Here is a 24,589-nt window from a genome sequence, read left to right as displayed (position 1 = left end):
GGCAGGACGGTCGGTCGAACAACCCGCCAACAGTGCTGAGACGACTACTTGGTTGAATCCGTAGAACCTCGGAAACTACGGCTTCCGCACCACGCCGAGCCAGGATGCCGATCAACCCTCGCTTTGGGTTCACGGGGCAGTGACTGGCCGCAAAAGTGCGCTGTGGCGTACTACGAATGGGTGGTTACTTCCCGACGCATCTGCCGAGTCCGGATCTTGTCTGGATTTGTCGGTGCAGGCCTCTACTGTAAGGGCAGGTCCACGAGCTGGAGGGTTAGACGATGGCCGCACCGCACCTGGCTGATGATCCGGATGATGCGGACGGCCCGGTTCTGGGCTCGGCGGAGCTGGCGCGTGCCGTGTTTGCCCCGGTGGAGCGCTGGGGCTGGGAGTACGTTCCCCCACCCGTGCCCGCCGACGAGCCGGACGAGCCTCATCCGAGCTGGGAAGAACCGGCGGAACTGTTGGTCGTGTTGGCTGAACGCCGTCGCAAGCTGCGTGAGCTGCCGTGGATGGCGACCGGTGTCGGCGCCGCGGCGGCCGGGGTGTGGGTGTTGCCCAGCCTGGGCACGGTGATCGTCAACGGCGTACTCGCGTCCGGCCTGCTGGTGGTGGGCATGTCGGTGGTCGCGGTGCGGCAGCTCATCGCGCCGAACTCGCTGCTGGACGAGGCACGTCGGCAGCGCGACTACGCGTACGACCGATACGAGTACGCGGACCGCGAGTGGCAGCGGCGACGTGCCTTGCGTGACGACGAGCAGCGCCGCCGTGAACAGGCCGAGCAGTGGTTCCCGCTGCGACCGTCGACGGGCACCACGCGGGTGGACGTGTTCGGTGGTAACGGCGATGGCTGGGCGAGCCTGATCACTACGGTCGGCGGCTCCGTGCTGCGCGCGGGCGGCAGTGTGATGGTTGTCGACTTCAGCGAGGAACGGGTCGCCAACGGACTCGTGGAGCTTTCCAGGGCGGCGGGCGTCCCGACGTCCGACCTGATACTTGCCCGCGACCCCGGCGAGGGCACGCTGCTGCAAGGCCTCACTCCGGCGGAGGTGGCCCAGGTGGTCGCGGGCGCGGTGGCCACCATGCGAACCTCGCCCGACGCGACGGACCTGCGGATCGTGGACACTGACGTGCTCAAGACGATCGTCGAGTGCCTGAACGCGCCCATCACGTTCGCCCGCTTAGCCGCCGCCCTCCGGATCGTGCGTGGCCATGGCTACGAGGGCAGGACCGCAGACCTGCTGGACGTCGCCGAAGCGGGCCGGCTCACTAGCCGGATCGACCTGATCGGCTCCACCGAGCGGGTCGCCAACGCGCTGCTTACGCTGACTTACCTGACCGAACTGCTCGATGCCGACGCACCGCCCGACGCCACGCTTCCTGCGGACCCGGTCGACCCGCTCACCTGGTCGGTACCCGGCCTGACCGTGCTGACCAGCGAAGGGCCGCACCCGGACCGCAAGGACTTCCTCGACCGGGTGCTGTTCCAGCGGATCCTGCATGCGCTGCGCACCAACCCGCGGCGCGGTGGCCAGGACGTGGTATTCGTCGCCAATGCCGACCACATGGGCTTGGACAGCCTGGAAGCGCTGTCCAAGCAGGCCCGCCGGGCGGGCGTGCGACTGGTGCTGCTGCTCGAACACCTGCGCGGCGAGCTCACCCAACTGCTCGGTACGGGCAGCGCGACGATCCTGATGCGGATGGGCAACGCGGACGAGGCAGAAGCAGCAGCCAAGTTCGTCGGACGCGGCCACTCGTTCGTGGAAACCCAGGTCGCCGAACAGGTCGGCAGCAGCGTGACCGAGGGCACCAGCGAGACGAAAGGCACCCAAACCAGTACGTCGGAGAACCAGGGCACGCACCTCAACAAGCCGAGGTCCGCCCGTGTCTGGGACTGGAAGGCGGGCAGCAAGGGCGAGTCGTTCGGCACCGCCACGTCCCGCACGAACTCGTGGAGTTACACCGCCAATTATTCGACCGCGGTCAACGAGGGCATCACTACGACCACGTCGCGCGTCTACGAGTTCACGGTCGAGCCGACCAAGTTTCAGGAACTGCCCGACACCGCGTTCGTACTGGTGGAGATCAGTCCGGACGGCCGACACGTAGTGCTCGGCGACTGCAATCCCGGCATCACCCTGCTGCCCCGGGTCGCCATCGACCCGCGCCGGCGTGATGGGTGAGCCGATCGCCGACCTGCTCGGCGCGACTGCGTTCTACCGGCTGCGCAGCACACCACGCCGACCGGTCGAACCGGACCGTCCCGATCCGGTCCCCGCACAGCTGTTCGCTGCGCTGACCGGCGCGTACGCCCAGTTCACCGCCGCGGCGTCGGAGCGACCCTGCCTGCTGGTCACGGCGTGGCAGCGCTTACCCGGCGAGCCTCACCTGCGGGTGCTGTTCGGCGGCCACCCCGGTTTCCCCGGCGGCGCGGTCGGCGAGACCGTTCCGGTGCTGTACCCGCCGGGCAGCCGGGCGGAAGTCGTGGCCACCGAGGAGGTGCTCGCGTCCTGGGCCGACTACCCGGCGTGGGTCGTCTGTACCGGCCAGCCTGACGCGCTATGGGCACCGGACGACAGCCATCGCCAGCAGAGCCGCGGCGGGTTCGACGACTACGTGGCGCACCTCGGCGACTCGTTCGTCTGGCTAACCATCGCCGAACCACTGGCCGGCGACCACATCGACCGGGAGATCGCCGAGCTTGCCCTTCGGATACCGCAATTGCGCCTGCGTGAACGTGACGAGGCTGGCCGGATCGCACTGCACCGCGCCTCCGGCCGCTACCGGGACCTCTCTCGCGCCCGAACCACCGGCATGTGGCAGGTACGAGTGCTGGTGGCGGGCACCACGCCCGCGGGGGCCCAGCGCGCAGCAGCTCTGCTGTGCGGATCATCCGACCTGGACGACCAGCCGTTCACCCTCGCCCCGAGCCAGCCGGGGACGTTCGCCGAAGCGCTGGCTGCGACGGTCACCACACCGGACGGGCACAGCTACCCGTTCCAGGCGAACAGCGAACTGCTGGCTGCGCTGGCCAGGCCACCGAAACGGGAACTGGCCGGCGTCCGCCTAGTTGAGCGCGCCGACTTCGACCTGACCCCCGAAACCGAGGGGACGCTGCTGTTGGGCGACATCCTGGACGACGCCGACCAGCCCGTCGGCCCTTTCACTGTGACCCTCCAAACCCTCAACCGCCACACATTTGTGGCGGGCGCGACGGGTGCCGGCAAGTCCCAGACCGTGCGACACCTGCTGGACCAGCTCCACGGCGCCGACGTGCCGTGGCTGGTCATCGAGCCCGCGAAAGCCGAGTACCGACGAATGGCCGGCCGCGTCGGCGACGTCATGGTCATCAGGCCCGGCGCTCCGGACGCCCTGCCGGTAGGCCTTAATCCATTGGAGCCCGCCGAGGGCTTCCCCATTCAGACCCACATCGACCTGGTCCGCGCCCTGTTCCTGGCCGCCTTCGAGGCGGAAGAGCCCTTTCCCCAAGTCATCAGCCATGCCCTGACCCGCTGCTATACGGACCTCGGCTGGGACCCGGTAGTCGGAGAGCCGAGGCTACGCGGCGTGACCCCCAAGTACCCGGACCTGGGCGACCTCCAGCGCACCGCGATGGACGTAGTCGCCAGCATCGGTTACGGCAAGGAGATCACCGACAACGTTCGCGGCTTCATCGACGTCCGGCTGGGTTCCCTGCGCCTGGGAACCACGGGCCGCTTCTTTGAGGGCGGCCATCCCCTGGACATCGCCGACGTGCTGCGCCGCAATACCGTCCTGGAGATCGAGGACGTGGGCAACGACCTGGACAAAGCGTTCTTCATCGGAGCCATCCTGATCCGGCTGCACGAATACCTGCGGACCAACCGCGCCTCGTCCGCGGAACTGCGTCACGTCACCGTGATTGAGGAAGCACACCGCCTACTCAAGAATGTCCTGCCGGGCAGCCCGGCGGCACACGCTGTAGAACTGTTCACCGCCCTCCTAGCCGAGATCCGCGCTTATGGCGAAGGCATCGTGATTGCCGAGCAGATCCCGACGAAGATCGTCCCGGATGTGGTGAAGAATACCGCCCTCAAGATCATCCACCGCCTCCCGGCAGCCGATGACCGGGAAACCCTCGGTGCCACCGTCAACCTGGACGAAGCCCAGTCTCGTCACGTCGTGTCCCTGCCCCCGGGCCGGGCCGTGGCCTTCGCCGACGGCATGGACCGCCCGATCCGCATCGCCGTGCCACTGGGCCAGGAGCGCGAAGCGGAGACCCTCAGCTCACCGCCCGCCATCCTCCGGCGCCGCAGCACGGCGTGCGGTCAGCAATGCCACACCAGGGCCTGCGTGCTGCGTGAGATGAACCGGGCGATCAACTTCGCCGACGACCCCCGCCTGACCCTGTGGCTGGAACTGCTCACGACCGCCCACCTGGTCGGCCGGCCCAGCCCTCTTCCGGACCGGACGTGGCTGGACCAGTTGCTTAATAGCGCCGACCGCCGAACCCTGGAATGCGCCATTGCGCACCGCCTCCATACCGCGACCGCCCACCGCTACCACGGTCTCTTTCTCCACTACCAGCCGGAAGCACTCACCGAGCACCTGGCCGCTGCGGCACTGGGCCAACTCGACGGTACAAGCCAGCCGTGTGATGGCTCCGAGGTCGATTGGCAGGCTGGTACGTTTCGCTGGGTGGACGTGATGCTCGCGCTCAAAACGGCACCGGCAGCTGGCCAGCCGCACCGGGACTCCGCCGCCTGGGCGGCCCGCGGCTTGCACCTGTTCGGCGACACCATCGGCGATCAACTGACGGCCCTGCGCGCCCACCCTGACTCCTGGTACCCCGACCACAGCGTCATCACAGGCGGCGATACCGTGCACGACGCGGCAAGCCGCCTGAGCCGCGCTGTCAATCGTCGGGTCCGCCTAGCCGAGGCCAGCCGCTTCCTTACTATGAAGACTGACTGGGCGCTGGCCGTGTTCGCAGGCGACGACCCGGTGACCGTATGAGCGCTGACGCCAAGCGTAGTGCTGCCGACATCACCGAATCGGACATGCCCAATTCGGTGGGGAAGAGCGACTCCGGTGTCGCGGTCCCGGCTGAGCAGTTGATCGATGCCGAGGTCACCGAACACCAGAAACTTCTGGACGACGAGGTGGCGCGGACGAGTTCTCAAGAACTACACCCCAAAGACAAACGACAGGAATACGAACGAGCCGGTCACGCGCTTCAGAAACACTTCTTTCGGAAGGAAAACGTCGGCCAGTGGCCACGACCTGATGGTACTGAGAATCCGTCGGCTTGGAACACCCTGGGCAGGGAGGTCCTGGAAAGCATCTTGATCGATCCCACACGGAAAGACGTCCGCGGCTGGGGGCGTACTGACGGGATCAGAGGCCCTACGATCGACGTGTGGACCGAAGGTGGCCGTAATGCTAGATTCCGACCGGATAGCACGTTCTCCGGTTTCTTGGACGAATGACGAGGAGTGGCAACAATGCCCATGGATCAGTTCAATGGTCGGGCTATCCAGATCATCAGTATCGACGATGCGGTTGAACATGTGGTTGAATTTCGCGACCAGGACAGGTACGGAAATGACTCGATCCTGGCTATCGCAACGCCGCATGATGGCACCTGGGAAGACGCTGTGGTGAGTGTCAATCCGAACGTCGAGGAAGTTTCAGTCGCTTTTACACTCTGGGCGATAGAAAAAGCGCGCTCATTGAGCTGATGGACATCTCCGGCCAATCGAGTTAAAATTGCTTTAGGGCGGTTGACCCGGAAACGGCCCGACCTGGGGGTTCGCGGGGTGAAGTAGGTGGCCTGGATGAACTCGGAGGTGGCGACGAAGTTCGGGTCGCAGATGTGGTTGTCGAAATGCTCCACCAGCTTGGCGCCGTGCACCGGCGGCTTGGTGAGCAGGCCGGTCAACGCGGTAACCAGATACAGCGCACCAGGGCAAGGGCCAGCATCGTCGACTTCACCGCCAAGCACGCGCACTTGGCGATCGACCTGAAGGGCCGGCTCGACGACATCGAGCACGCCAACCGCATGGCCAAGGCGATGCACGCCTTCGCAGGACTCGACCGCCCCTGGTCAAGGCGGCGGTGGCCAAGTACATGGACCGGTTCCGGTTCGAGAAGAACGCCTCCCAGATGCGAACGGTCATCCGGCTCGGCACCTGCGACTTCTTCTGGGGAGAACGTGGCCCCCGGGCAGCTGACCCACCTGCAGGCCCTCGTGCGCAAGGCCACCACGGTGAACCCGGACGCCGCACTGAACGAGTGGGTGACGCAGCTCTTCGCGTTGCTGCCCAGCGCGCTGCTCCGCGAGCGGCTACCTGAGTTGGAGGACAAGTTCTCCGAGTTGGCCCCGTACAGCGCTTGGAGGTGCTCGGGCACTACGCGACGTAGGCCGGCCAGCAGCCCGACCCATACTTCCTGGACAAGGTCATCCAGCTCAGGTGGCAGGTGTACAAGTTCAGCAGGGAGCGCAGACGGGCCAGTTGCTCGTCGGCTACGCGCGGCACCTGACCCTGGACACGCTCGGCAGTGCCCTGCAAGCGTGGCAAGGGAACGAGGACTTCTACGCAGCCTACGGCATGCCCGAGACCTTGGTGGACCTGTTCAAGGCGACCGAACACCTGGGGAACCGCGCGGGTCCAACCTGTTCGGCATCTTGTGGACTGCGGTCGAGTCCAAGGGCGACTACAGCGGTCTCCGGCAGGTGCTGTGGGAAAACGACCATTCCTCAAAGCCTTGGGGAGGGGGGTGAGCAGTCCCCTGGAGTGGGTGAGGACAGCACGAACTTACCCCTGGCGGTAGCTGGTCTGCTGGGTCAGGCGTGGCCTGTTCTGCGACCACCTCGCACGTGCCGGCCGTCGCAGTCCACTAGCACCCGGAGAGGTGGCGTTGGTCCTTAAGAGGTGACCCCCGGACCGGGCGGCACGCCTCGAACGGCACGGACAGGGCGACGGTCAGCTCCAGGCGCTGCTCACCGTCGTCGTCCGCGAACGCGACTTCGAAGGCATCGATCGGGGCGACCGGAGCGCCCCGAGGACGAGTTCCAGCTCAGGCACGCCGAGCACTCTACCGGTTGATCTTGGTGCCTTGGGCGCCGACCCGCCATGTACCCCCGAACTCCGCCACGACCTCCGCCAACTAGTAGGACTTCGTTAGGTCGGGTGTGGGGGTGTGTCGGTTGTGTGATCTTCTGTGGCGGTGAGGCCGGAGGAGATGGCGCTGGTTCGCCCGGTGATCGAGGACTTCGCTGCTGGCATGTTCGGTGGGTTCGCCCGGCGTGATCAGCGGGCGAAGGGCGAGCTGTATCTGCGTGGGCTGTTGTTGGACGGCAAGCGCAAGTCGATGCAGCCGATGGGCGAGCGTCTCGGGGTGGATCACCAGCAGTTGCAGCAGTTCGTCACGACCTCGACGTGGGATCACGTGGAGGTGCGGCGGCGGTTGGCGGTGTGGGCGGCGGACTTCGTCGATCCGGACGCGTTCGCGGTGGACGACACCGCGTTCCCCAAGGACGGGACCTCGTCGCCGGGAGTGGCGCGGATGTACTGCGGCGCGTTGGGCAAGACCGCGAACTGCCAGGTCGGGGTCAGCGTGCACGCGGTGACCGACTGGGCGTCGGCGGCGCTGGACTGGCGGTTGTTCCTGCCCGAGTCCTGGGACGACCACAAGGCCGCCACCCCGGACCAGGCCGCCGAAACCCGGCGCAGGCGGCAACGGTGCGCGATCCCCGAGGACCAACGGCACCGGGAGAAGTGGCGCCTGGCCCTGGACATGATCGACGAACTCATCCGATGGGGCCTGCCCGCCCGGCCCGTGGTCGCCGACGCAGGCTACGGCGACGCCTCCGGCTTCCGCCAGGGACTCACCGACCGCGGACTGACCTACGCGGTCGCGGTCAACCCGATCGCCACCGCCCATCCCGCCACGGCGGCGCCGGTCACACCCGCCCACGGCGGAATCGGCCGACGACCCGAACCCCGCTACCCCGACCCGCCCGTCGACCTGAAGACCCTGGCCATGGCCGCAGGTCGGTCGGCGGGGAAGTTCGTGGTCTGGCGCCACGGCTCCCACAAGAGCCCGGCCAACCCGACCGGACGGATGCGGTCGCGGTTCCTGGCCCTGCGGGTCCGCCCGGCCAACCGCCACATCCCGAAGAACGCCGACAGCAGTCTCCCGGAGTGCTGGCTGCTCGCGGAATGGCCCACCGGCGCCGCCGAGCCCACCGACTACTGGCTGTCCACCCTCCCACCCGACATCCGGCTGCGCGACCTGGTCAGGATCGCCAAGATCCGCTGGCGCATCGAGCACGACTACCGCGAACTCAAGGACGGCCTCGGCCTGGACCACTTCGAAGGCCGCAGTTGGCTCGGATGGCACCGCCACGTCACCCTCGCCTCCCTCGCCCAGGCCATCTGCACCAAGCTCCGCCGCACCCCAAAAGCCCCTGCGCGGGACTGACCCTCTACGCCGTCCTGCGCCACCTCCAACACTTACTCGCGGTCTGGACCGGCCACTGCCACACCTGCCAACAACCCGTCCAGACCCGAACACCGCCAACAAAGCCGCAGCTCAACAGCACCTAACGAAGTCCTACTAGTGGCTTGTCACGCAGCCTTGGCCGGGTAATGGGTCCAGGTGCGGATGGGTGAGTCGGTGGCGAAGCCGGTCTTGGGCTGGGCTCGGGCGTTGCGCCAGCGGATGAACGCGGCGATGGCGGCGTCCTGTTCGGCGTGGGTGCGGTGGTCGGTGCCGTTGAGGGCGAAGTAGCGCAGGGCGGCGAACTCGGCCTCGGTCCAGTTCGGCCAGGAGCTGTAGGTGGGCAGGAACACCAGTTCGGCGTCGTTGTCGGCGGCCCAGTCGCGGACGTCGGGGTGCCGGTGTGGGAAGAAGTTGTCCATGGCCGGGTAGAGCCGCTGGCCGGGCCACCGGGCGCGCAGGGTCTTGAGCAGGTCGAGGAACTCGCGGTGACGTTTGCGGCGCCGGATCCGGTCGTGGATCTTCCCGGTGGTCAGGTCGAGTGCGGCGAGCATGTGCATCACGCCGTGGTGGCGGTTGTAGGTCGCCCGTAATCGGCCTGGCGACCCGGCGGGCCGCCAGGCCCTGCCCTTGCGCGGCGTCAGGTTCAGCGGCCCGTACTCGTCGACGCAGATCACCCGCCCGTCGCCGGGCGGATGGTCGTAGAGGTCGAGGAGGTGGTGCATCTTCGCGAGGAAGTCCGGGTCGGTGGACGCCTTCCAGGTGGTGGTGCCCTGCCAGGAGACGCTGGCGGCGCGCAGGATGCGGCGCAGCGTTTCCCGGCTGACCTCGGCCACGGTGCCGCGGTCGAGCAGGTGCTCGCGCAGCTTCGCGAGTGACCAGGTGGAGAACGCGGTGATGCCCCAGTCGGCGGGTGCAGTGCGGGCGATCAGGCAGATCCGTTCACGGATCACCTCACCGATCGTCCGACTCCGCCCGCCGCTCCATTTTGGGTCCAGCGCCGCGAACCCCCGCTCATTGAAGGCGTGGGTCACGTCACGGACGTGGTCCGCGCTCACCTGCATCAACGAGGTGATGTCGCGGACCGCCTGGCCCTGGCCGGACATCAGCACCACGATCGCCCGCCGCAGCCGCACCGGATCCTTCGCGGTCCTGGTGATCCGTTGGATCCTCCGGCCCTCCTCCATCGACAAAGGCCTCACGAACACGCTCGGACGACGAGCCACGACCACCTCCCGCACTCGACACGCGGGACCAGCCACGCCGATCAGCCCAACCGATCGATTGCCGGGTCAACCCTCCGAGACACGCCACTAGCTTGCGCCGTGAGCTGCGACGTCACGATGAAGCCGCGTGCCACCAATATCCTGACCGGCACAAGACACCAGTCCTTCGTCCCCAGGATACCCACGAGGTTAACGAGCGATGATTCAGATCGGCGACGAGCAGATCTACCGGCAACGTGACCATGACCCTTCCCATCGTGTGCGGGTCATCGCGATCGACACCAGCAAGCGGAACCCTCGGTACGAGATCGAGTTCCTCGACGGCGAGACTGCGGGCAAACGCGAGAACGTTCCGGAAAGGCGGTTGCGCGGTCCCTGGTCGGATGTCCACCGCTACGACGCGAGGATGGCGGACTGGGAGAGGGTCACCGCGTTCGAGCTCACCGACATCGAGGAACGCGCGGTGGGGTTCGTCTTCGAGGCATTGATCCCCGATGTAGTGGCAGAACTCCAGTGGTCACCATGCACGACCGACATCGTCGATCCGGCGAGGCTCGAACCGCTGATCGGCATCCCTGTCGAAGAACTCCTCGAGCGTGTCGAGTCTATGACCGCCGATGACGATCATCCCATGGTGTCCCCCGAGGGAACGCTCCTGATCGCCGAACTCGCCTGCGGGGTGAACCCGATTCCCATACTCGATCTGGTGGTCGAGGATGAGCGCAAGTACCGCGAGAAGGCCAAACGTGGCAAGACCTACACCGATCATCGCGGTGAGGAGCGGACCTCGGATCCGGAGTGGGAGTACAGCTGGTACCTCGAACGCGGGCGTCCGCTGCACGAGTTGCTACGCGGCTGGTGCGGTCATCGCGCTGTCTCAATGCAGGAGCGGCTGGCTGCGGCGGAAGCCGAAGTGCGACGCTTGGACCTGCTCGTCACGCGCCTGATCGACCAACTGCGCGAGAACGGCCACAGCATGTTCGCCGATGTAATCGCGGAGGTGCACGAAGAAGAGCGCATCACGCCGGCAAACTACCGTCCCGTCGTCGACCGTCCGCTGAAGCCGTCGGAGACACCCGTTCGGTACATCGAGGTTCCACGCCGCCGCTGGTGGAGGTAGCGCCGCTGGTGACTCACAGCCCCATGAACGGCCGCAGGTCGCTCTCCGAAGGCTCCGCGATGTCCTGCGGTGGAACGGCTTCACCTGGGAACGGGTCCACGGCGTCAGCGACCTGTGTGATCCTTTCCGCCCACGACCACGCCCGCTCTCGGCCGTCCGTGTCCAGCTCCGCCGCGCGGCGGCGTACCTCTGCCGCGTAGGCGCGCATGTTGTTCGCCTCCTGCCAGCGTCGGGCCTGATCACGGGCGTCTTCGTCGATCATGTGTTCGCGATGCGCAGCGACCGCACGTTCGCGTGCCGCCTCGATCCGTTTCTGGTGCTCCGCTCGTGCTTCCTGGGCTTGTCGCTGCCGCTCCTGCTCCCTCAAGCGCATGTCTGCCAGGTATCCGTGACGAAGTTGGATCTCTTCCAACACCTGCGCAAGGTCGTCTTCTAGGCGATGTTCACCCGTGTCCTTCCACGCGCCTCCCCAGAACTGGGCACCGGGCCCGTCCAGAACGAGGCCCAGGTGCTCGTCCGGGACCTCATCGAAGTCCGGTAACAGGTAGCCGCGGCGTGCCTTGGCGAGTTCCTGCTCCGTCGGCTCATGCGGACGTCGCAGGGTAGCCTGTGTGAAACGAAGCTGGAACACGTCCTGGCCGATGCGGAACGTCACCTCGTCCCTTGTGCGAGCGGCGGGCCTGGAGCGGCCGTGAGTCTGATATCCGGTCTCCACGGTCATTCCTGCTTCTCGCGCGCCGACCACCAATGCCTCCATCAGACGGAAAGCACGGTCGCGTGGCTCACCGGCGACCGGGAAGCTTTCACTGTCCATCAGCACGCGGACGACGTCACACGACGACAACATGCGCGAGACATGTGTTGGGTCCAGCACTCTGGTCTGCCAGGGGGGTACCGGCTCCAGCATCAACGTCACCATGAGGCCGCTTGAGTCTCGCGAGTGCCCGAAGGAAATACGGAACCCGTCTGGGATCCGGTCGTGATTCCTCGCCATGCCGGCGAGTCGCCGGTATTTTCCAGCCTCGCTGGCCGGTACAGCGATGCGGTGGTCAGGTGCTTCCGTGAGCGACGTCATCAACTGGTCGACTGGTCCGTGCTTCCTCGTTTTCGAAGGCCGGTCCTGCCTGGAACGACCGCTTTCCGGGAGGTCGTCGGCCAGCGTCCGGTCGACGGCTTGAGGACGGTTGTCAGCGGGCAGGCGTTCGCCGTGTTCGAGGTAGTAGGTGCCCTCATCAGTTATCCGCGCGCTCCACGAAGGTCCGTTGCCGTTCACCACGATCAGTTTGCGGTGGTGCAGCGCGCGAGCGACCAGGCGGTGCGCGGTTCCCTGGTAGACGCCATCCGCGCACCCCTCGCGCACCCACTTGAGGACGGCCAGCTGCTTGTCGTTCAGCGCCGTATTCCGCACCGTCTGCTTCCTCCCTGGGCTCAGACCTCCGGATGTCTCCTTCGACACAGCGCCGAAGATCTTTCCAGACCGCGCGTTCTGCGGCTACAACCCCGACGGTCCAGGCTCCGGTCGGCCAACCGGATCGATTGTCCTGCTCCGCGATGGCCTCCCCCCACCTGCGGGCGCTGAAAAAGGGCACCCGCACACCGGACCGGCTTCAAGCACAGCCTGATCACCGACGGCGCTGGCGAAGCCGGAGGACGAACTCGACCTCGAAGCCGTCGCGAAGCTGATCGACGAGTTCACGGCTGTCGGTGGGGCGGGTCGAGCTCCGCCGCGAAAAACGCGGACGCGACCTTGAGGATCTCATTGGCGCGCCTAAGTTCCGCGTTCTCTTTGCGGAGGCGGCGCAGTTCCTCGGACTCGGTCGCTGGGCCGGTTCGTCCCGCTTGCCGCGGTCGGTCTCGTCCTGCCGGACCAGGTCCGCAACGCCGCCGAGGGCACGCCCAGTTGCTCGGCCAGTAGCCGGATCACCGGCTTGGGTCCGCCTCCCGGTACAGCCGAGGTTCGGCGCGACGCTGACACGCGCGAGGTCTCGACATAGGTGCTCGAATTGGTGGTGGCCGTTGTTCCTGCTCAAGCCATCGAGCGCAAAGCCGATCTGCTGCCTTGCGACGTGAATGGACGCCTCCCTGGACACTTCGGTAACTGTATAGCATCGTCTCGACACTCACTGTTACGGGCACGCCTGGGGCTGACCATTTATCGCGTCCGGTCGCCGCGCGTCGACGGACCGTCGAACTGCCGAGGAGGATGGCACCCAGGAGATGTGGTTGGAACGGTGGACCCGAACCGGCCTCGAAGCGCTGTGCCTGGCGAGCAGGCGATCGACGACGTCCTCCGGCACCCGTGCGACCAGGTGTGCCCGGATCGCGGCGGCCCCCTCGTCGTAGGACAGACCTGTCAGGCTCGTGTCCTGCTCGGCCAGTAGGGCATCGACGATCACCCGGTACTGCGCCGCGAACAGCGAGGTCATGTACGCCCCTACGAACTCCTGCCCCGGCAGCAGCACCGACCACGCTTCGGCGGGCGCCTCCGCCTCTGGCGACTCGTCCGCGATGACGCGACCCGGCACGAAGACCGGGCGCCGAACCCAGGGAGGCGTCGACACATCACCCGTCCTACGGAATCAATCCGCTCGAACGGCTTACGCGACATGCCTCGGCGCCTGTTCGGTGCGGATCCCGTCGCCCCGATCTTCGACTCTGGAATGCTGGTGCCCGTTTCGACGGAGTCGAGGGGGCTGAGCGAACATGGGGCAAGACCGACCGCGGTGCGGGCGTCCGACCAAGGCTGGCACACCGTGCCAGGTCCTCCGGCGCCGTTCCGGTGCTTTGCAGGCGTTCGCACCGGCGTGCCGGACTCATATGACCGCGGACGAGCGGACCGCGTTCGACGCCGACCCGTTATGGACCTCCGAGGGACAGGTCCTGTGGCTGCTGACCGGGCGGACCGATGAACCCGCGCTGTTGTCCGTGGCCGAGGTCGCGCAGCGTCTGGAGTTGTCACAGCCCGAGGTGTCCTACGCGCTCCAGCGACTCAGCGACCAGGGCGTAGTACTGGCGTCCAATGCCGGCCGGCACCAGGTTTGGGGCACCCCCGAGCACGTGGCCCGCCTCCGTGTGGCGCGCGAACGCGAAGAACGGCGGATCGCCGCCGAAAAGGCGGCCCAGCGCAAGTCGATCCTCGACGACAACAAGGAGTTGGAAGCAATCGCTGCGGAGATGCGGCAGATCCTCGCCGGCCAAGGTCTCAGCGCTTCCCTCCACGGGCAGTTCTCGCTCGATGCGGAGGAGCCCCGGAAGAACGCCATCTTCATCGCGGTCGACGACCCGGCCGCAGCACGGTGGCTCCTCGGGCGGTTGCGGAGGCGGGCGCCGGAGGAGGATGTTCCGACCTCCGAGCAGTGGGACGAGCACCTGAACCACCTCGAGCAACTCCTCCAGCGGCTGAGTTGGGCCGGGTGGTCGGAAGACGAGACGGGTCCGTGGTGTGAACACGACGAGGACACCGGCCCGGTGGTGTACGTGACGCTGCACCGGACCTGGATGGCGTTCGACGTCGAGTACTACCCCGCTGAGCACCTGCTGAAGTTCCTCCCGCACGAGTACGCGGGCGGGTGGCCGCAGATCTTCAGCGTGCTCGACGACGAGGTGGTCATCCGGCTCACGGGAACGCCGGAGGCGCAGGTCGAGCAGGTCAGCCGCGAAGCAGGGGCACTCGGGCTGCTCGACGCGACACGCGTCGAGGTCGACGAAGACGCCGACGTGTCGCTGCGGCAGGTGATGGACGTCCTGTACACCGAGTGGATCTTCGAAGAAGCGTCACGGTACCGCGAGATGCCTGTGCTGGAAGTCGCCGCAGAGATGGAGAAGGACCCCTACCTCAACCTCTACTTCGACACTGTCGTCGCCATGCTGGGTGGGGATGTTCTGCCGGATCTCGTGCCCGATGCGGCCGCGCGCGGCATCGCCGCCTGGTGTTGGCGAAACGACACGGCGGTCGAGGCGCACCACGTGGCCGACGACGTCCTGATGGCTCGGATCAACATCGCGGTCACCCGTGTCGTCGAGCAGCACGTCGACCCGTTCGAGGGCGTCGACTGGGCAGCGCTCAAGTCGGCGCTGACCGATCCGTCCTGGGGCCTGCCCGATGGACGTGCGGTGTCCGAGCTCTTCGGCAAAGGGTGGCCGGAGGTCCGCGAAACGGTCGCCAAGCGCCTCGACGACTGGCGGCGGGTCGACGAGCAGGTGATCGGTCCGGAGGCGACCCTCCGGCTGTTGACGATCGGTGGCTCCACCGATCACACGTGCCATTGGTGGGGGCAGGGGAGGTGGGAGGCGATCTGCCGGGCCGTCGTCACCGACGCCACCGCTGCCGGTATCAGCTTGCCCCCGCCCTACGACGACCTGGGGGCGGAGAAGTTCCTCGCCGACCTCGTCGATCCGGATAACGTCGACGACACCGCACTGGACTGGCTCATCGACCTTCCCTCCACCAGCGTGGACGGACCTCGAGGACTCCGGTTCCACGCAGCCACCCGTCCGATTACCCGGATCATCGAACCGGTGAACTGGCCAGTCGCCGATGTGCCAACCACGTGACGGCATCACGACCCTAGGCCACTTAACAGCCGGACGTATGCGGCGGAGTTAGATACCACTATGCCGATGGGCAGTCGGTTGAGCGAGTCGCGATGAGCATTCTGTCGCCGATAGGCGAACGTACTGGTGTAGCGCACCGGCGATTCATTTGTAATCCTCCGCGCTGCCGTCGGAATATCGGCTTGCAACCATGTTCAGAGAATGAGCGCTCGGCCTGTTGGGGAAGGGGTAGATCCGTCGCCAACTATTGCGTGCACCTGGGTGAAGCGCTTGAAGGAATCCGTGTTTCCGTTACGCTGGTGCGCTACTGCGGTTGATGGACTTCGGAATGTCCTGAAGGCTCGGTCCAGTGTCCGCAGAGGGCCGGATCTTTGCTGTTGTAACGGTTCGGTGAAGTAGGTAACGGTCGCCCTCCGTCGCCGGATACACCCGGAAACAACCTCGCTTCAGCGTTGAGAGGTGAAGCTTGACCGACGTCGACGGGGCCGGGATCAGTGTCGCTGCGCAGCAGGTGGTCAAGATAGTTGTGCAGGCGGACCGGGGCTTCACGAGAAGTGAGCTGGTCGCGGCCGCACGATCGACGTTCCGAGGGCAGCCCGCGAGTCGCATGGGGAAGCTCATCGATGAAGCGGTAGCGGCGGGCGCCTTGATCGAGGTCGGTGAAGTTCTGACTGTGGCCGATGCTCATGCGGTTCAAGACCGCGGAGCGGTAGTTGAGAACTTCCGGCAGTTGAACCGCGATGGTGCCGTACGCGCTGTGGTGGTGGACCTGGAGTGCGTTGTGCGTACTACTGCGATCGCGCCGTATACGGACAGGCGCATCTTCCAGATCGGTGCGATCAGGATGGGCCGAGACGCCGCCTGGGTCGATGAGGAGCCGGTGTTCGGCCGCTTTGTGTCTCTGCCGGACGGTCATGACGGCATCCGATCGCCCGAGGTTCGCGCACGTCATGAAGCGAGCGCCGTGCCCCCTGCGGAGGCGTTGCTCGCATTGCAGCAGTACTGTTCAGGTGCGGACGTCATCGTGAGCTACAACGGGACGGAGAGCGACTTCCCGGCGTTGGCGGAGGCATTCGACAGAGAGCAGCTACCGCGACTGGAACAGTCTACGATTGATGCTTATTACTTGGCGTTGGCTCTGTGGCCCTCGGCGAAAAGCCATCGGTTGGCAGCTCTGGTGGATGCTCTTGGGGTGGAGCGGGAAGGGTTGAACTGGCACGACGCCGTCGACGACTGCGTGCTCCTTGGCCGATTGATGGATCACGTGGGCAGGGTCGTGGCCGGTTGGGAGCCGGGACTTCTCGACCTGGTGGCCTCGGTCTGTCCCGATTCGACGACGTGGACGCTGGTCCGCCAACTCGCGGCGGGAGTCGACGTGGCTGTCGATGGCCAGGTTCTGGGCAAGACCGGCGTGCATGTCTACGCAGACATTGCGGCCCTGTTGTCGACGCACCTGTCGGTGCAGCCCTCCCGGCGCGCGCACGCAGCGTGGGAGCGCCCCCGTGTGAGCATCGAAGTAGGCGAACGACTCCGGGGAGCAGATGGCCGGGTCGACCCCGTGCTCCTCGCAACGGTGTCCCATGGACGTGCCGCGACGCGGCGGCCCGCACAAGAGGCCATGACCTCTGCCTTGCACGCCTGGGCGGACGAGGGCAAGCCCGCCTTGGTCGAGGCTCCCACGGGTACCGGAAAGAGCTTTGCGGTGCTGGCCGCGGCCCTCGACTGGCTTGCCGGTGGTACGGACCGCACGGCGATCGTCACCACGTTCACCAAGCAGTTGCAGCAACAGCTCGCGGATGACGTGGTCAGGCTCAACGCTGTGGTACCGGGGTTGCTCAACGCGAGCGACCTCGTCAAAGGCCAGTCGAACCGGCTGTCGCTTCGGGCGCTCGTCGTTGCCCTCGCAGATGCAACGGCGTTGGGTGAGCAGCGCTCGCCTCGACTGCGGAATCACAATCGGTTCCTCGAACGTCCGCTTTTCCGAGAGATCCTCATCTACCTCGTTTTGAGGTTGCTGTCGGCACACGACGTGAGAAGTCAATGGACAGCTCACTCTGTCGACGCGGTTGACATGCCGGCGTTCTTCTCTGGCTATGCAGGACCGGCTCTGGCAGTTTGGCTCGAATCGCTGTCCCAGGCCGCTAACGGCGAGTACGCGGCGAATGCCGAATCAGCGGTGTCCTCGCACACCGACACGGTGCGTGAGGCGCTCTCGTCCCATCGGCTTCTCTTGGCCAACCACGCGCTGCTGCTGGCTCACATCGATGACCTGGTCGCGCTCGGGCCGGACACCCTCCTCGTGGTGGATGAGGCGCACCAGCTTGAAGACGCGGCGACCGCGGCATTGACAACGTCGGTGGACTACCGGGCCGTCGAAGACCTTCTCGCCGAGCTCCAAAGCTGGGTGGGTGGCGCGCGGCCGGGCAAAGACCGCGAGTCGGTGCGCGACGCGGTGAACAATCTCGAGGCGCTGCTGGACCACGAGCACCTGCCGAAGGTGGCGAGCACGGCGTTCGACGCCAAAGGCACTGGGGCCGGTGTCGTCGTTGGATCCCGGACCGTCACGTTGACCAGCTCCTATACGGGGACTGCGGGCGTGATCGAAGTGCGCAGGCTCGCAGGGCTGCTCATGCGCCTGGCCGGGCAATGCGAGGCGTTGGTTGGCGCGCTCGGCGCCTACCGCAAGACCCACGAGTCGGCGGCCGACTTCTTCGAGTTCGAGCGTGTCAAGGCGCTGCTCGCCAGGTGCGCGGAAGTCAGGGACGCTGCCCACTCGATCGTGTCGGACATGGACGCCGTAGTGGGAGCCGTCGCCAAGGCGCCACCTGAAGCGGACGAATCGTCTGCGGAGCGTTCCGACTCTCTGCCGGACGGTGAAGATCAGACAGGTGACGCAGACGTCGGATACGACGAAGACGAGGTGCCGGTCGATGAGGTGGAAGCGGAGGACGTTCCAGAGCCGCCGCTGGGTGAGCTTCCGCCGAACGTCTCGAATCGCGTCGTCTATGCCGAGGAACTCGGCGCGCTGCGCGAGGGTCTGCGGCGCTATCAGTTCGGGATCTCAAGTAGCCCCGTCGAGCTCGCTGCGGACTCGTCCTGGCAGCAGTTCCTGGCGACCTTCGCCCGTACTTATTACGTGAGCGCCACGCTGCGGGTGGCAGGCAGGTGGGATTTCATCCGGACCCGCCTGGGGCTGCCCGCCGGCATCGCGACCCTGGCTTTGAACACGCCGTTCGACCTGGGGCGACAGGCGGAGCTCGTCTGCCTTTCGGACTTCCCGTCCTGGGCGGAGCAAGCTGAGGCCGCTTCGCGGACGGTGGCGCACCAACTGGCCGGATACGCGACGGAAGTAGTCCGTTCCCTGATACCCGACAGCGAGGGAAGCGGTGATCCCAGGGGCGGTTACGACGGCGGTGCCCTTGTGCTGACGACGGCCCGGTCCACCGCGGGCAGCATCGCGGACTACTTGGCTGGAGAGCTCCGCCGGCGTGGTGACGAGACACCGGTGTTGTCCACCCTCGTCTTGGGCAACCACCGCGGTTACCAGCAGTTCAAGGATGTGGAACACGGGGGCGGATTTCTCGTTGGTACCAAAGGGCTCTGGCAGGGGGTGGATGTCGCGGACGAGCGACGCCTGCGCCTGGTGTGGATCAACAAGCTGCCGTTCGCTCCGTTCGCTGCCCCGGTGGTCGAAGCGCGTAGGGAAGCGGTGAAGGCACGGGCCGAAGCCGCTCACGCGGACGACCCGGACGCAGTCGCGACGCAGACCTACTACCTGCCGCTGGCCGCCCTTCAGCTGAGGCAGGCGGTCGGTCGCCTCATCAGATCCGAGCGCCACCGCGGCGTCATCGTGATCAGTGACCGGAAACTGGCGGGTAGGACCGCCCTTCGACGGTCCTACCGTGAGACCTTCCTCGGATCGCTCGACGACGCCCCCGATGGTGCCCAGGGGTTGCTCAAGGCGGATCCGGTCACGGGTGAGCGGGCTGGTGGCAACGTCGTCCCGATGGCGGAGGGATGGGCGCGGATCTGGCGCTTTCTGGCCGATCAAGGGCTGGTGACGCAAGAACGGGCGGCCGAGCTGTGTACCGCCGAGGCACTGCACGAGCACACGTTGTTGCCGCAGACACGACGAATCCGGGAACTGGCGCTGACACGAGAGCAGGTCGAGCGGCACCAGGCGGAGGGCACGCTCGAGGCTGAAGTGCTCCAGAGGGCGGCGGTCGTGGGCGGCCTGCTGCACCTGTCGGATGAACCGGCTCGTCTGAAGTCCTCTCAGGAGGCCATCATCGCTGCGGTGGCCCGGGGAACCAACGTCCTCGGCCTGTTGCCTACAGGGTTCGGCAAAAGCTTCTGCTTCCAATTACCGGCACTGGTGCTTCCCGGTGTCACGTTGGTCGTCTCTCCTCTGGTCGCCCTCATGCATGACCAGGCACTCGAGTTGAATCGCAGTATCGGCGGCGCTGTACGCGCGTTGGTGGCACCGATGCGCGAGTCCAGCTCCCGTGCTGGCAAGACCGAGGTTGCCGACCAACTTCTGGGCCGACATGACCATGGGATCCGCATGGTGTACGTCTCGCCGGAAAGACTGTGCCAGCGCCGGTTCCGCGACGTGGTGCGGAGGGCAGTCGCGGATGGGACCGTGTCCCGCATCGTGTTGGACGAGGCACATACGTTCGTGCAGTGGGACGACTTCCGCCCTTCGATGAGCCGCGTCGAGCGCTTCCTCGACGAGCTGCGGGAGGAGTTCGGTCTGCCGGTCACGGCGTTGACCGCGACTGCGAACCGCACCGTTCACACCGGCCTGCGCGAGGGTGTCTTCGGCTTGCCCGGGAACCCAGTCGGCGGTCCGGCTGGGGAGGACATTGAAGCTCGTTCCGGCGTTCTCGTGACGGTCCGCGAGAACCCGATCCGTCCGGAACTCGCGATCTTCCGGCGGACGATGCGCAGGGACAACGGGACCGTCGCGGGACTGGCGGAGGAAGTGCTCGGCGCTATCAATGATCATGCGATCTTCTACTGCCTAACGGTCAAGGAGGTCGTCTCGCTGCATGCCCACCTGCGCGAGTACCTGGGTGAGGCGGGGGTCCGGGTGCGCCGCTTCCACGGACGCCTCACCGAAGTGGAGAAGTCTTCGGTGATGACCGAGTTCAGGGAGGCACCTACCAGGGGAGAGGAAGGTTTCGTGCCGCTGGTGGTGATCGCCACGAGTGCGTTCGGCCTGGGCATCAACCGCCCCGACGTGAGAACGGTGTTCTGCGTTAGTGCACCAACCGACCTCTCGGCCCTTTACCAGCAGCTAGGTCGTGCAGGCCGGGATGTGGCGGGCAGGAGCCGAGCGGCAGACCTGGTGCCCGCAGAGGGCGGTCCTGCAAGAGCCGCGTCGGCTGAGGGCCGCGCGGTTCCAGCCAACGTCGGATTGGCCTTGATGACAACCAGGGGTATCCGAACCGTCGCATTCATGACATGCCAGGATCTACGTCCGGCCCTGCTTCAGGAGATGGGGCGTGCAGTCCTGACCTGCGACGCCGTCCTCGACACCCACGACATCGCCGACAGGTTGATCGGGGCGGACCTGGCGGCAGGCATGCTCAGTCGTGACGAAGCGATGAAGAGCCGGACGGCCGAGCAGTATCAGGCCGGTGTCATCCGTGTGTTCGCCGCGCTTGCCGCGCTCGGGCAGGTGGAGGACCTTGGCGACTTTCCGCCGTTGTGCGCAGTCAAGCCCGGTGAGTTGTTTCACCAGGTGAGCCCGGCCGGACCGGACCAGACCATCGGTGCGATGGACCGAACGGACACTGAGAGCGCGGTGGTGGCCGTTGTGCTCGCGCTGCCGGCCCGGAAGGGGCGCGGGGACGGGTTGTACCGGTCCCGCTTGAACGTCGTGCAATTGGACGCCCACCTCGCGCGGTCAGTCCCGGACTACCGCGACCTCTCCGAAGATCCGCCGAGCACGTGGCAGCTGTTGGCTGACCTTCACGACCGCGGTCTGCTCGACGTGAGTGCCGCACCTGCCGGACGCCTCGTAACGGGGCTGCGGGTCCTGGGCACCGAACTGCCGCCGGGCTTCCTCTCCGCGCTGTCCGGAAAGGCTGCCCGTGCCCGGGAGGAGATCGCGCTCCTTAAGGACTTCTTCGAGGACGTGGCGACCTGTGCCAACCGCAAGTTCGCTGACTACTTCGGCGTGGCGGAGCTGCCTGCAGGCTGTTGCTCGCACGAGGGCAACCGCTGCTCCGCGTGTTGGGAATCCGGCAACTGGCCGATTGGTGAACGCCAGCCCACGACGGCCGTGAGGCTGATGACGAATCGTCCGCGTCCTGCAGGGCAGCGCGTCGATGCGTCCTACCGGAGACGAAGGCTCGACCAGCAGGTGTCGAGGCTTGTCTGGGAAGTGTTCAACGGCGTCCATGAGCGGGACGTCCACCGTGCGCTCCGGGGCGAGGACTCCTATTACCACCCCGTGTTCCAACGGCGGGTGCGCCTGCGATCCGGGCTTGTCACGAGCAGGTTCTTCGGTGCTGGCCCTGCGGTGACAGTCCAAGAGATCGGTGAGTCGTTGGGGCGCCTGGAAGCCACTGGCACCGTGGTGAGGACCGGGACTCTGTGGCGGGACGCCGGTCATCTGCGGCGTGAGCAGGCGAAGGCGGCGCGTGCGGCAGCTCAGTTGGCGGTGTTCGACGTAACGATCGAAGCCTCCGACGGCCACGTCGACAGGAGGACCGGGCGATGAACCGCATGGATAGCGTGCGCACTGGCGTTGCACGCGGGCCGGTGGCCACAGCAGCCGAGGGCCAGTCCGTGGATGAATCAACGGCGTGGCGGCCATATGAAGACAAGCCGTTGCTCACGCCGGAGATGGTTCTTGGCCTCAACGAGGCCGACGAGGAGTCCCAGGGCAGGCTTATCCGCTACCTCGATGCGGTAGTGCAGGCGCGAACCGGTCCGGTGCACGTCAACGTCGCTTTCAACGCCGCCTACTTCGGCTACGACACGGGCAGGCGAGGTTACGTCGGCGGTGCCATTGAAAGCCTGGATTCGCTGCCAACGGTCGGAGCCGGCGGCGGTGGTGGTGCCGCAGTGCCGGTGGGCGCCTTGGTCAAGCTCGGGGTGGGGCAGCACGACATCTTCGCCGAAGTGGTCTACAAGGAAGGGGCTCACCCCGAGCTCGGTGACGACGGCAGCCTCCCCGCCTGGCTCTCGGGGGCACCGTCCGGTGCGGTCGGACCTGGGGAGACGAATGCTGACCCGCACCCGGTGCTCCGTGAGCGGCTGGTGATCGACGTCGACGCGTTCGGCCACGGGCTTTCGGTCACCGACACCCAGCTGGCCAGGCTCAGCCGGCAGGGCCGCGTTCTGGACGAGTTCGGGCACGTCGTGATCAATGCCCGGTACGACTCCCGCGAGGAAGCCGACCTGGACGAGTCCTCGTTCTACGCGCGCTACCTCCTCTCTCAGGGCCGTGACCTGTTGCTCAGCAGCCTGGCGCCGATGCCACTGGGCGCTGTTCTGACCCGGGACGCAGGCGCCGAGCAGTACGAGGCCGCTCTGCTGGGCTTGTTCGGCACGGTCGAGGAAGCCCTGCGACGGTCCGCCAACCTGCGGATCTGGCGTGGTTACGCCTTCACTCGAGCCGGCTTCGCCGCAAGGCTCCGCGACAACGGCCCGTTGGGCGGGCCGGACCTGGAGACGATCGCCACTCAACTGCGCCGTGGAGCGTTGCCGGAGAGGCCGTCGCGATGGCAGCCGCGCAGGCGTGTGCTCCATACCGCGATCGGCCCCCGCCTACGGGATGTGCGAGGTGCTGCTGAGCTCCTCCGTAACACCTACTATCCGCTGGCGGTCTGTCATGTGAACTCAGTGGTGAGCGACTACGTGCGCGGCGAGTCCGATGAGCTGACCGGCCTGCTCGAGGACGAGGTGAGCCTTCGGCTCGACGACGCGTGGCAGGGCGGTGGAGTGTGGCGGGCCGAGTATCCGGGGAGCGTGGACGCGCGCCTCGATCCCACGCAACCACTGGGGCGAGGCTGGTCGGAAACGCTTACAGAGCGAGTGCCAGAGGCCACCGAGGTACCCGAAACCGACCTCGCCGTCGAGTTCGAACTCGACGCTGAACGCGACGACTGGGGACTCGGTCCGCTACTGGTGACCGACAGCCAGCTGAGCTGGAGTCAGCCGTTGAGACTGAGCCATCAGGTTGAAGGCGTCCTGCCGATACCCGAGCACGTGGCCGCGAAGATGCGCGGGGCCGTACCGAAATTGAGAGTGATGCTCACTCATGCTGGGTACGAATTGCCTCGCGGCGCACAACAGCAGGACACCCAAACCGAGCTGTACGGACCCAGGCCGCTGCTTCGCGGAATCGAATGGCCTTTGGAGTTCTTTCCGGGGATCGTGTTGACCTGCACGTGGGCACGCGGTGCGGGCGTGGTTCATGTGGAATCGACGTTGTTGGACGTCCCGATCACGGTGGACGACATGGAGATCGAGCACCGCTACGACCCTGGAATCCTCACCAGGGACACCGCGCCCGGCAGTGGTCAGCGGAGCACTGGTGGACCGGGCAGTTCGACCATGCCGACGGATGCCAACACGCTTTCCCAGCGGGTACTCAGCACGGTACGTCGTCTCGGCCTGTTGGACCCCGACGGGCGAGCGGTGCTGCCCCGCGTGAACCTGGCGAGAGCTATCTACGGTGTCCCCAACGCCGCACAGGTGCGCGACGTCGATGAAACCGCCCTCGACGATGTCGTAGACCGCCTCGTGGCAGGTGCCGCGCTGAGAACGGATGCCGCGAGTTACGACCCGGCTGCCAGACGACTGCGGTTCCCACCCGTGCCGGGAGAGAGGACGGTGGAGGTCCTCGTCTACGAACCCGTGATCGTGACCGGAGTGACCGGACGCCAGCGGTCGGCGGGTCGGCAACGACTGGACGCCAAGTTCGTGCGCGAGTCGGAAGTCGCCGGACACCTGCGCCGCATCGGCCACCGCGGGCACGCGGCGAGTGACGACCAGCGCCGCGCCTACCGTCGGGACCGCGAACGTTTCGGCTTGGTGGGACCTGTAGAACTCCCGGACGGCTACACCTACATCGCACCGTTCACGAGGCGAACCTGAGCGTTGCTCCATAAGTGGAATGCGAAGTAACGTTTCCCCTTCGCTGCCCGATACCCGTCGACACGTGCCTGTGATGTGAAAAACCGAGTAA

11 protein-coding genes and 1 pseudogene are annotated in these 24,589 nt (G+C 66.4%); 8 read left to right on the top strand and 4 right to left on the bottom strand.

Going from position 1 to position 24,589, the window contains the following annotated elements; genetic code table 11:
* Nucleotides 1-281: 281 nt before the first annotated feature.
* From IOD16_RS18270 to IOD16_RS18260, 3 genes are read left to right on the top strand one after another with little or no spacing between them, the layout of a single operon-like run.
* Nucleotides 282-2,183, top strand: a complete 1,902-nt coding sequence (locus IOD16_RS18270) for a hypothetical protein (RefSeq protein WP_201441004.1) — start codon at nucleotides 282-284, stop codon at nucleotides 2,181-2,183.
* Nucleotides 2,176-4,995 (top strand): ATP-binding protein, encoded by a 2,820-nt coding sequence (locus IOD16_RS18265; protein ID WP_201441003.1) that lies wholly within the window; start codon nucleotides 2,176-2,178, stop codon nucleotides 4,993-4,995. The genes IOD16_RS18270 and IOD16_RS18265 overlap by 8 nt, the downstream gene beginning before the upstream one ends.
* Complete coding sequence (locus IOD16_RS18260) at nucleotides 4,992-5,468, top strand: hypothetical protein (protein ID WP_201441002.1); 477 nt, start codon at nucleotides 4,992-4,994, stop codon at nucleotides 5,466-5,468. Before IOD16_RS18265 ends, IOD16_RS18260 begins: the two co-directional genes overlap by 4 nt.
* A 26-nt stretch (nucleotides 5,469-5,494) precedes the next feature.
* Here the strand turns inward: IOD16_RS18260 and IOD16_RS18255 are convergent, their stop codons facing one another.
* Nucleotides 5,495-6,031, bottom strand: coding sequence for a hypothetical protein (locus tag IOD16_RS18255; protein ID WP_201441001.1), 537 nt, complete (start codon nucleotides 6,029-6,031; stop codon nucleotides 5,495-5,497).
* A 1,178-nt stretch (nucleotides 6,032-7,209) separates the two neighbouring features.
* Here IOD16_RS18255 and IOD16_RS18250 point away from each other — a divergent pair.
* Nucleotides 7,210-8,503: pseudogene (locus IOD16_RS18250) on the top strand (IS701 family transposase); the annotation flags it as partial.
* A 109-nt stretch (nucleotides 8,504-8,612) separates the two neighbouring features.
* Here the strand turns inward: IOD16_RS18250 and IOD16_RS18245 are convergent.
* Nucleotides 8,613-9,620, bottom strand: a complete 1,008-nt coding sequence (locus tag IOD16_RS18245) for an IS630 family transposase (RefSeq protein ID WP_236595075.1) — start codon at nucleotides 9,618-9,620, stop codon at nucleotides 8,613-8,615.
* A gap of 289 nt (nucleotides 9,621-9,909) precedes the next feature.
* On the opposite strand from IOD16_RS18245, the gene IOD16_RS18240 reads away from it, so the two are divergent.
* Nucleotides 9,910-10,830 carry a hypothetical protein gene (locus IOD16_RS18240; protein WP_201440999.1) on the top strand — a complete coding sequence of 307 codons (921 nt, stop codon included), beginning with the start codon at nucleotides 9,910-9,912 and terminating at the stop codon, nucleotides 10,828-10,830.
* Between the two features lie 13 nt (nucleotides 10,831-10,843).
* Here IOD16_RS18240 and IOD16_RS18235 read toward each other — a convergent pair whose 3' ends face one another.
* Together IOD16_RS18235 and IOD16_RS18230 are read right to left on the bottom strand one after the other, a co-directional pair.
* On the bottom strand, nucleotides 10,844-12,238 hold the full coding sequence (locus tag IOD16_RS18235) for a hypothetical protein (RefSeq protein ID WP_201440998.1): 1,395 nt from the start codon (nucleotides 12,236-12,238) through the stop codon (nucleotides 10,844-10,846).
* Nucleotides 12,239-12,956: 718 nt separating this feature from the next.
* Complete coding sequence (locus tag IOD16_RS18230) at nucleotides 12,957-13,391, bottom strand: hypothetical protein (RefSeq protein ID WP_201440997.1); 435 nt, start codon at nucleotides 13,389-13,391, stop codon at nucleotides 12,957-12,959.
* Nucleotides 13,392-13,647: 256 nt separating this feature from the next.
* On the opposite strand from IOD16_RS18230, the gene IOD16_RS18225 reads away from it, so the two are divergent.
* From IOD16_RS18225 to IOD16_RS18215, 3 genes are all read left to right on the top strand, one after another.
* Nucleotides 13,648-15,384: a winged helix-turn-helix domain-containing protein gene (locus IOD16_RS18225; RefSeq protein ID WP_201440996.1), complete on the top strand. Its 1,737-nt coding sequence runs from the start codon at nucleotides 13,648-13,650 to the stop codon at nucleotides 15,382-15,384.
* A gap of 466 nt (nucleotides 15,385-15,850) precedes the next feature.
* Nucleotides 15,851-22,114: a DEAD/DEAH box helicase gene (locus IOD16_RS18220; RefSeq protein ID WP_201440995.1), complete on the top strand. Its 6,264-nt coding sequence runs from the start codon at nucleotides 15,851-15,853 to the stop codon at nucleotides 22,112-22,114.
* Entirely contained in the window at nucleotides 22,111-24,498 is a 2,388-nt protein-coding gene (locus tag IOD16_RS18215; protein WP_201440994.1) for a hypothetical protein, read from the top strand. Before IOD16_RS18220 ends, IOD16_RS18215 begins: the two co-directional genes overlap by 4 nt.
* The last annotated feature ends 91 nt before the right edge of the window (nucleotides 24,499-24,589 follow it).

The sequence above is a fragment of the Saccharothrix sp. 6-C genome, assembly GCF_016695385.1.
GTDB lineage: Bacteria > Actinomycetota > Actinomycetes > Mycobacteriales > Pseudonocardiaceae > Actinosynnema > Actinosynnema texasense.
Note: the sequence above shows the minus strand (reverse complement) of the source record. Positions and strands in the feature narration are given on the sequence as shown.

Excerpts from the sequence above, each read along its gene's own strand:
- IOD16_RS18270 (WP_201441004.1), top strand. The coding sequence starts at position 282 with ATGGCCGCACCGCACCTGGCTGATGATCCGGATGATGCGGACGGCCCG.
- IOD16_RS18265 (WP_201441003.1), top strand. The coding sequence starts at position 2,176 with ATGGGTGAGCCGATCGCCGACCTGCTCGGCGCGACTGCGTTCTACCGG.
- IOD16_RS18260 (WP_201441002.1), top strand. The coding sequence starts at position 4,992 with ATGAGCGCTGACGCCAAGCGTAGTGCTGCCGACATCACCGAATCGGAC.
- IOD16_RS18240 (WP_201440999.1), top strand. The coding sequence starts at position 9,910 with ATGATTCAGATCGGCGACGAGCAGATCTACCGGCAACGTGACCATGAC.
- IOD16_RS18225 (WP_201440996.1), top strand. The coding sequence starts at position 13,648 with ATGACCGCGGACGAGCGGACCGCGTTCGACGCCGACCCGTTATGGACC.
- IOD16_RS18215 (WP_201440994.1), top strand. The coding sequence starts at position 22,111 with ATGAACCGCATGGATAGCGTGCGCACTGGCGTTGCACGCGGGCCGGTG.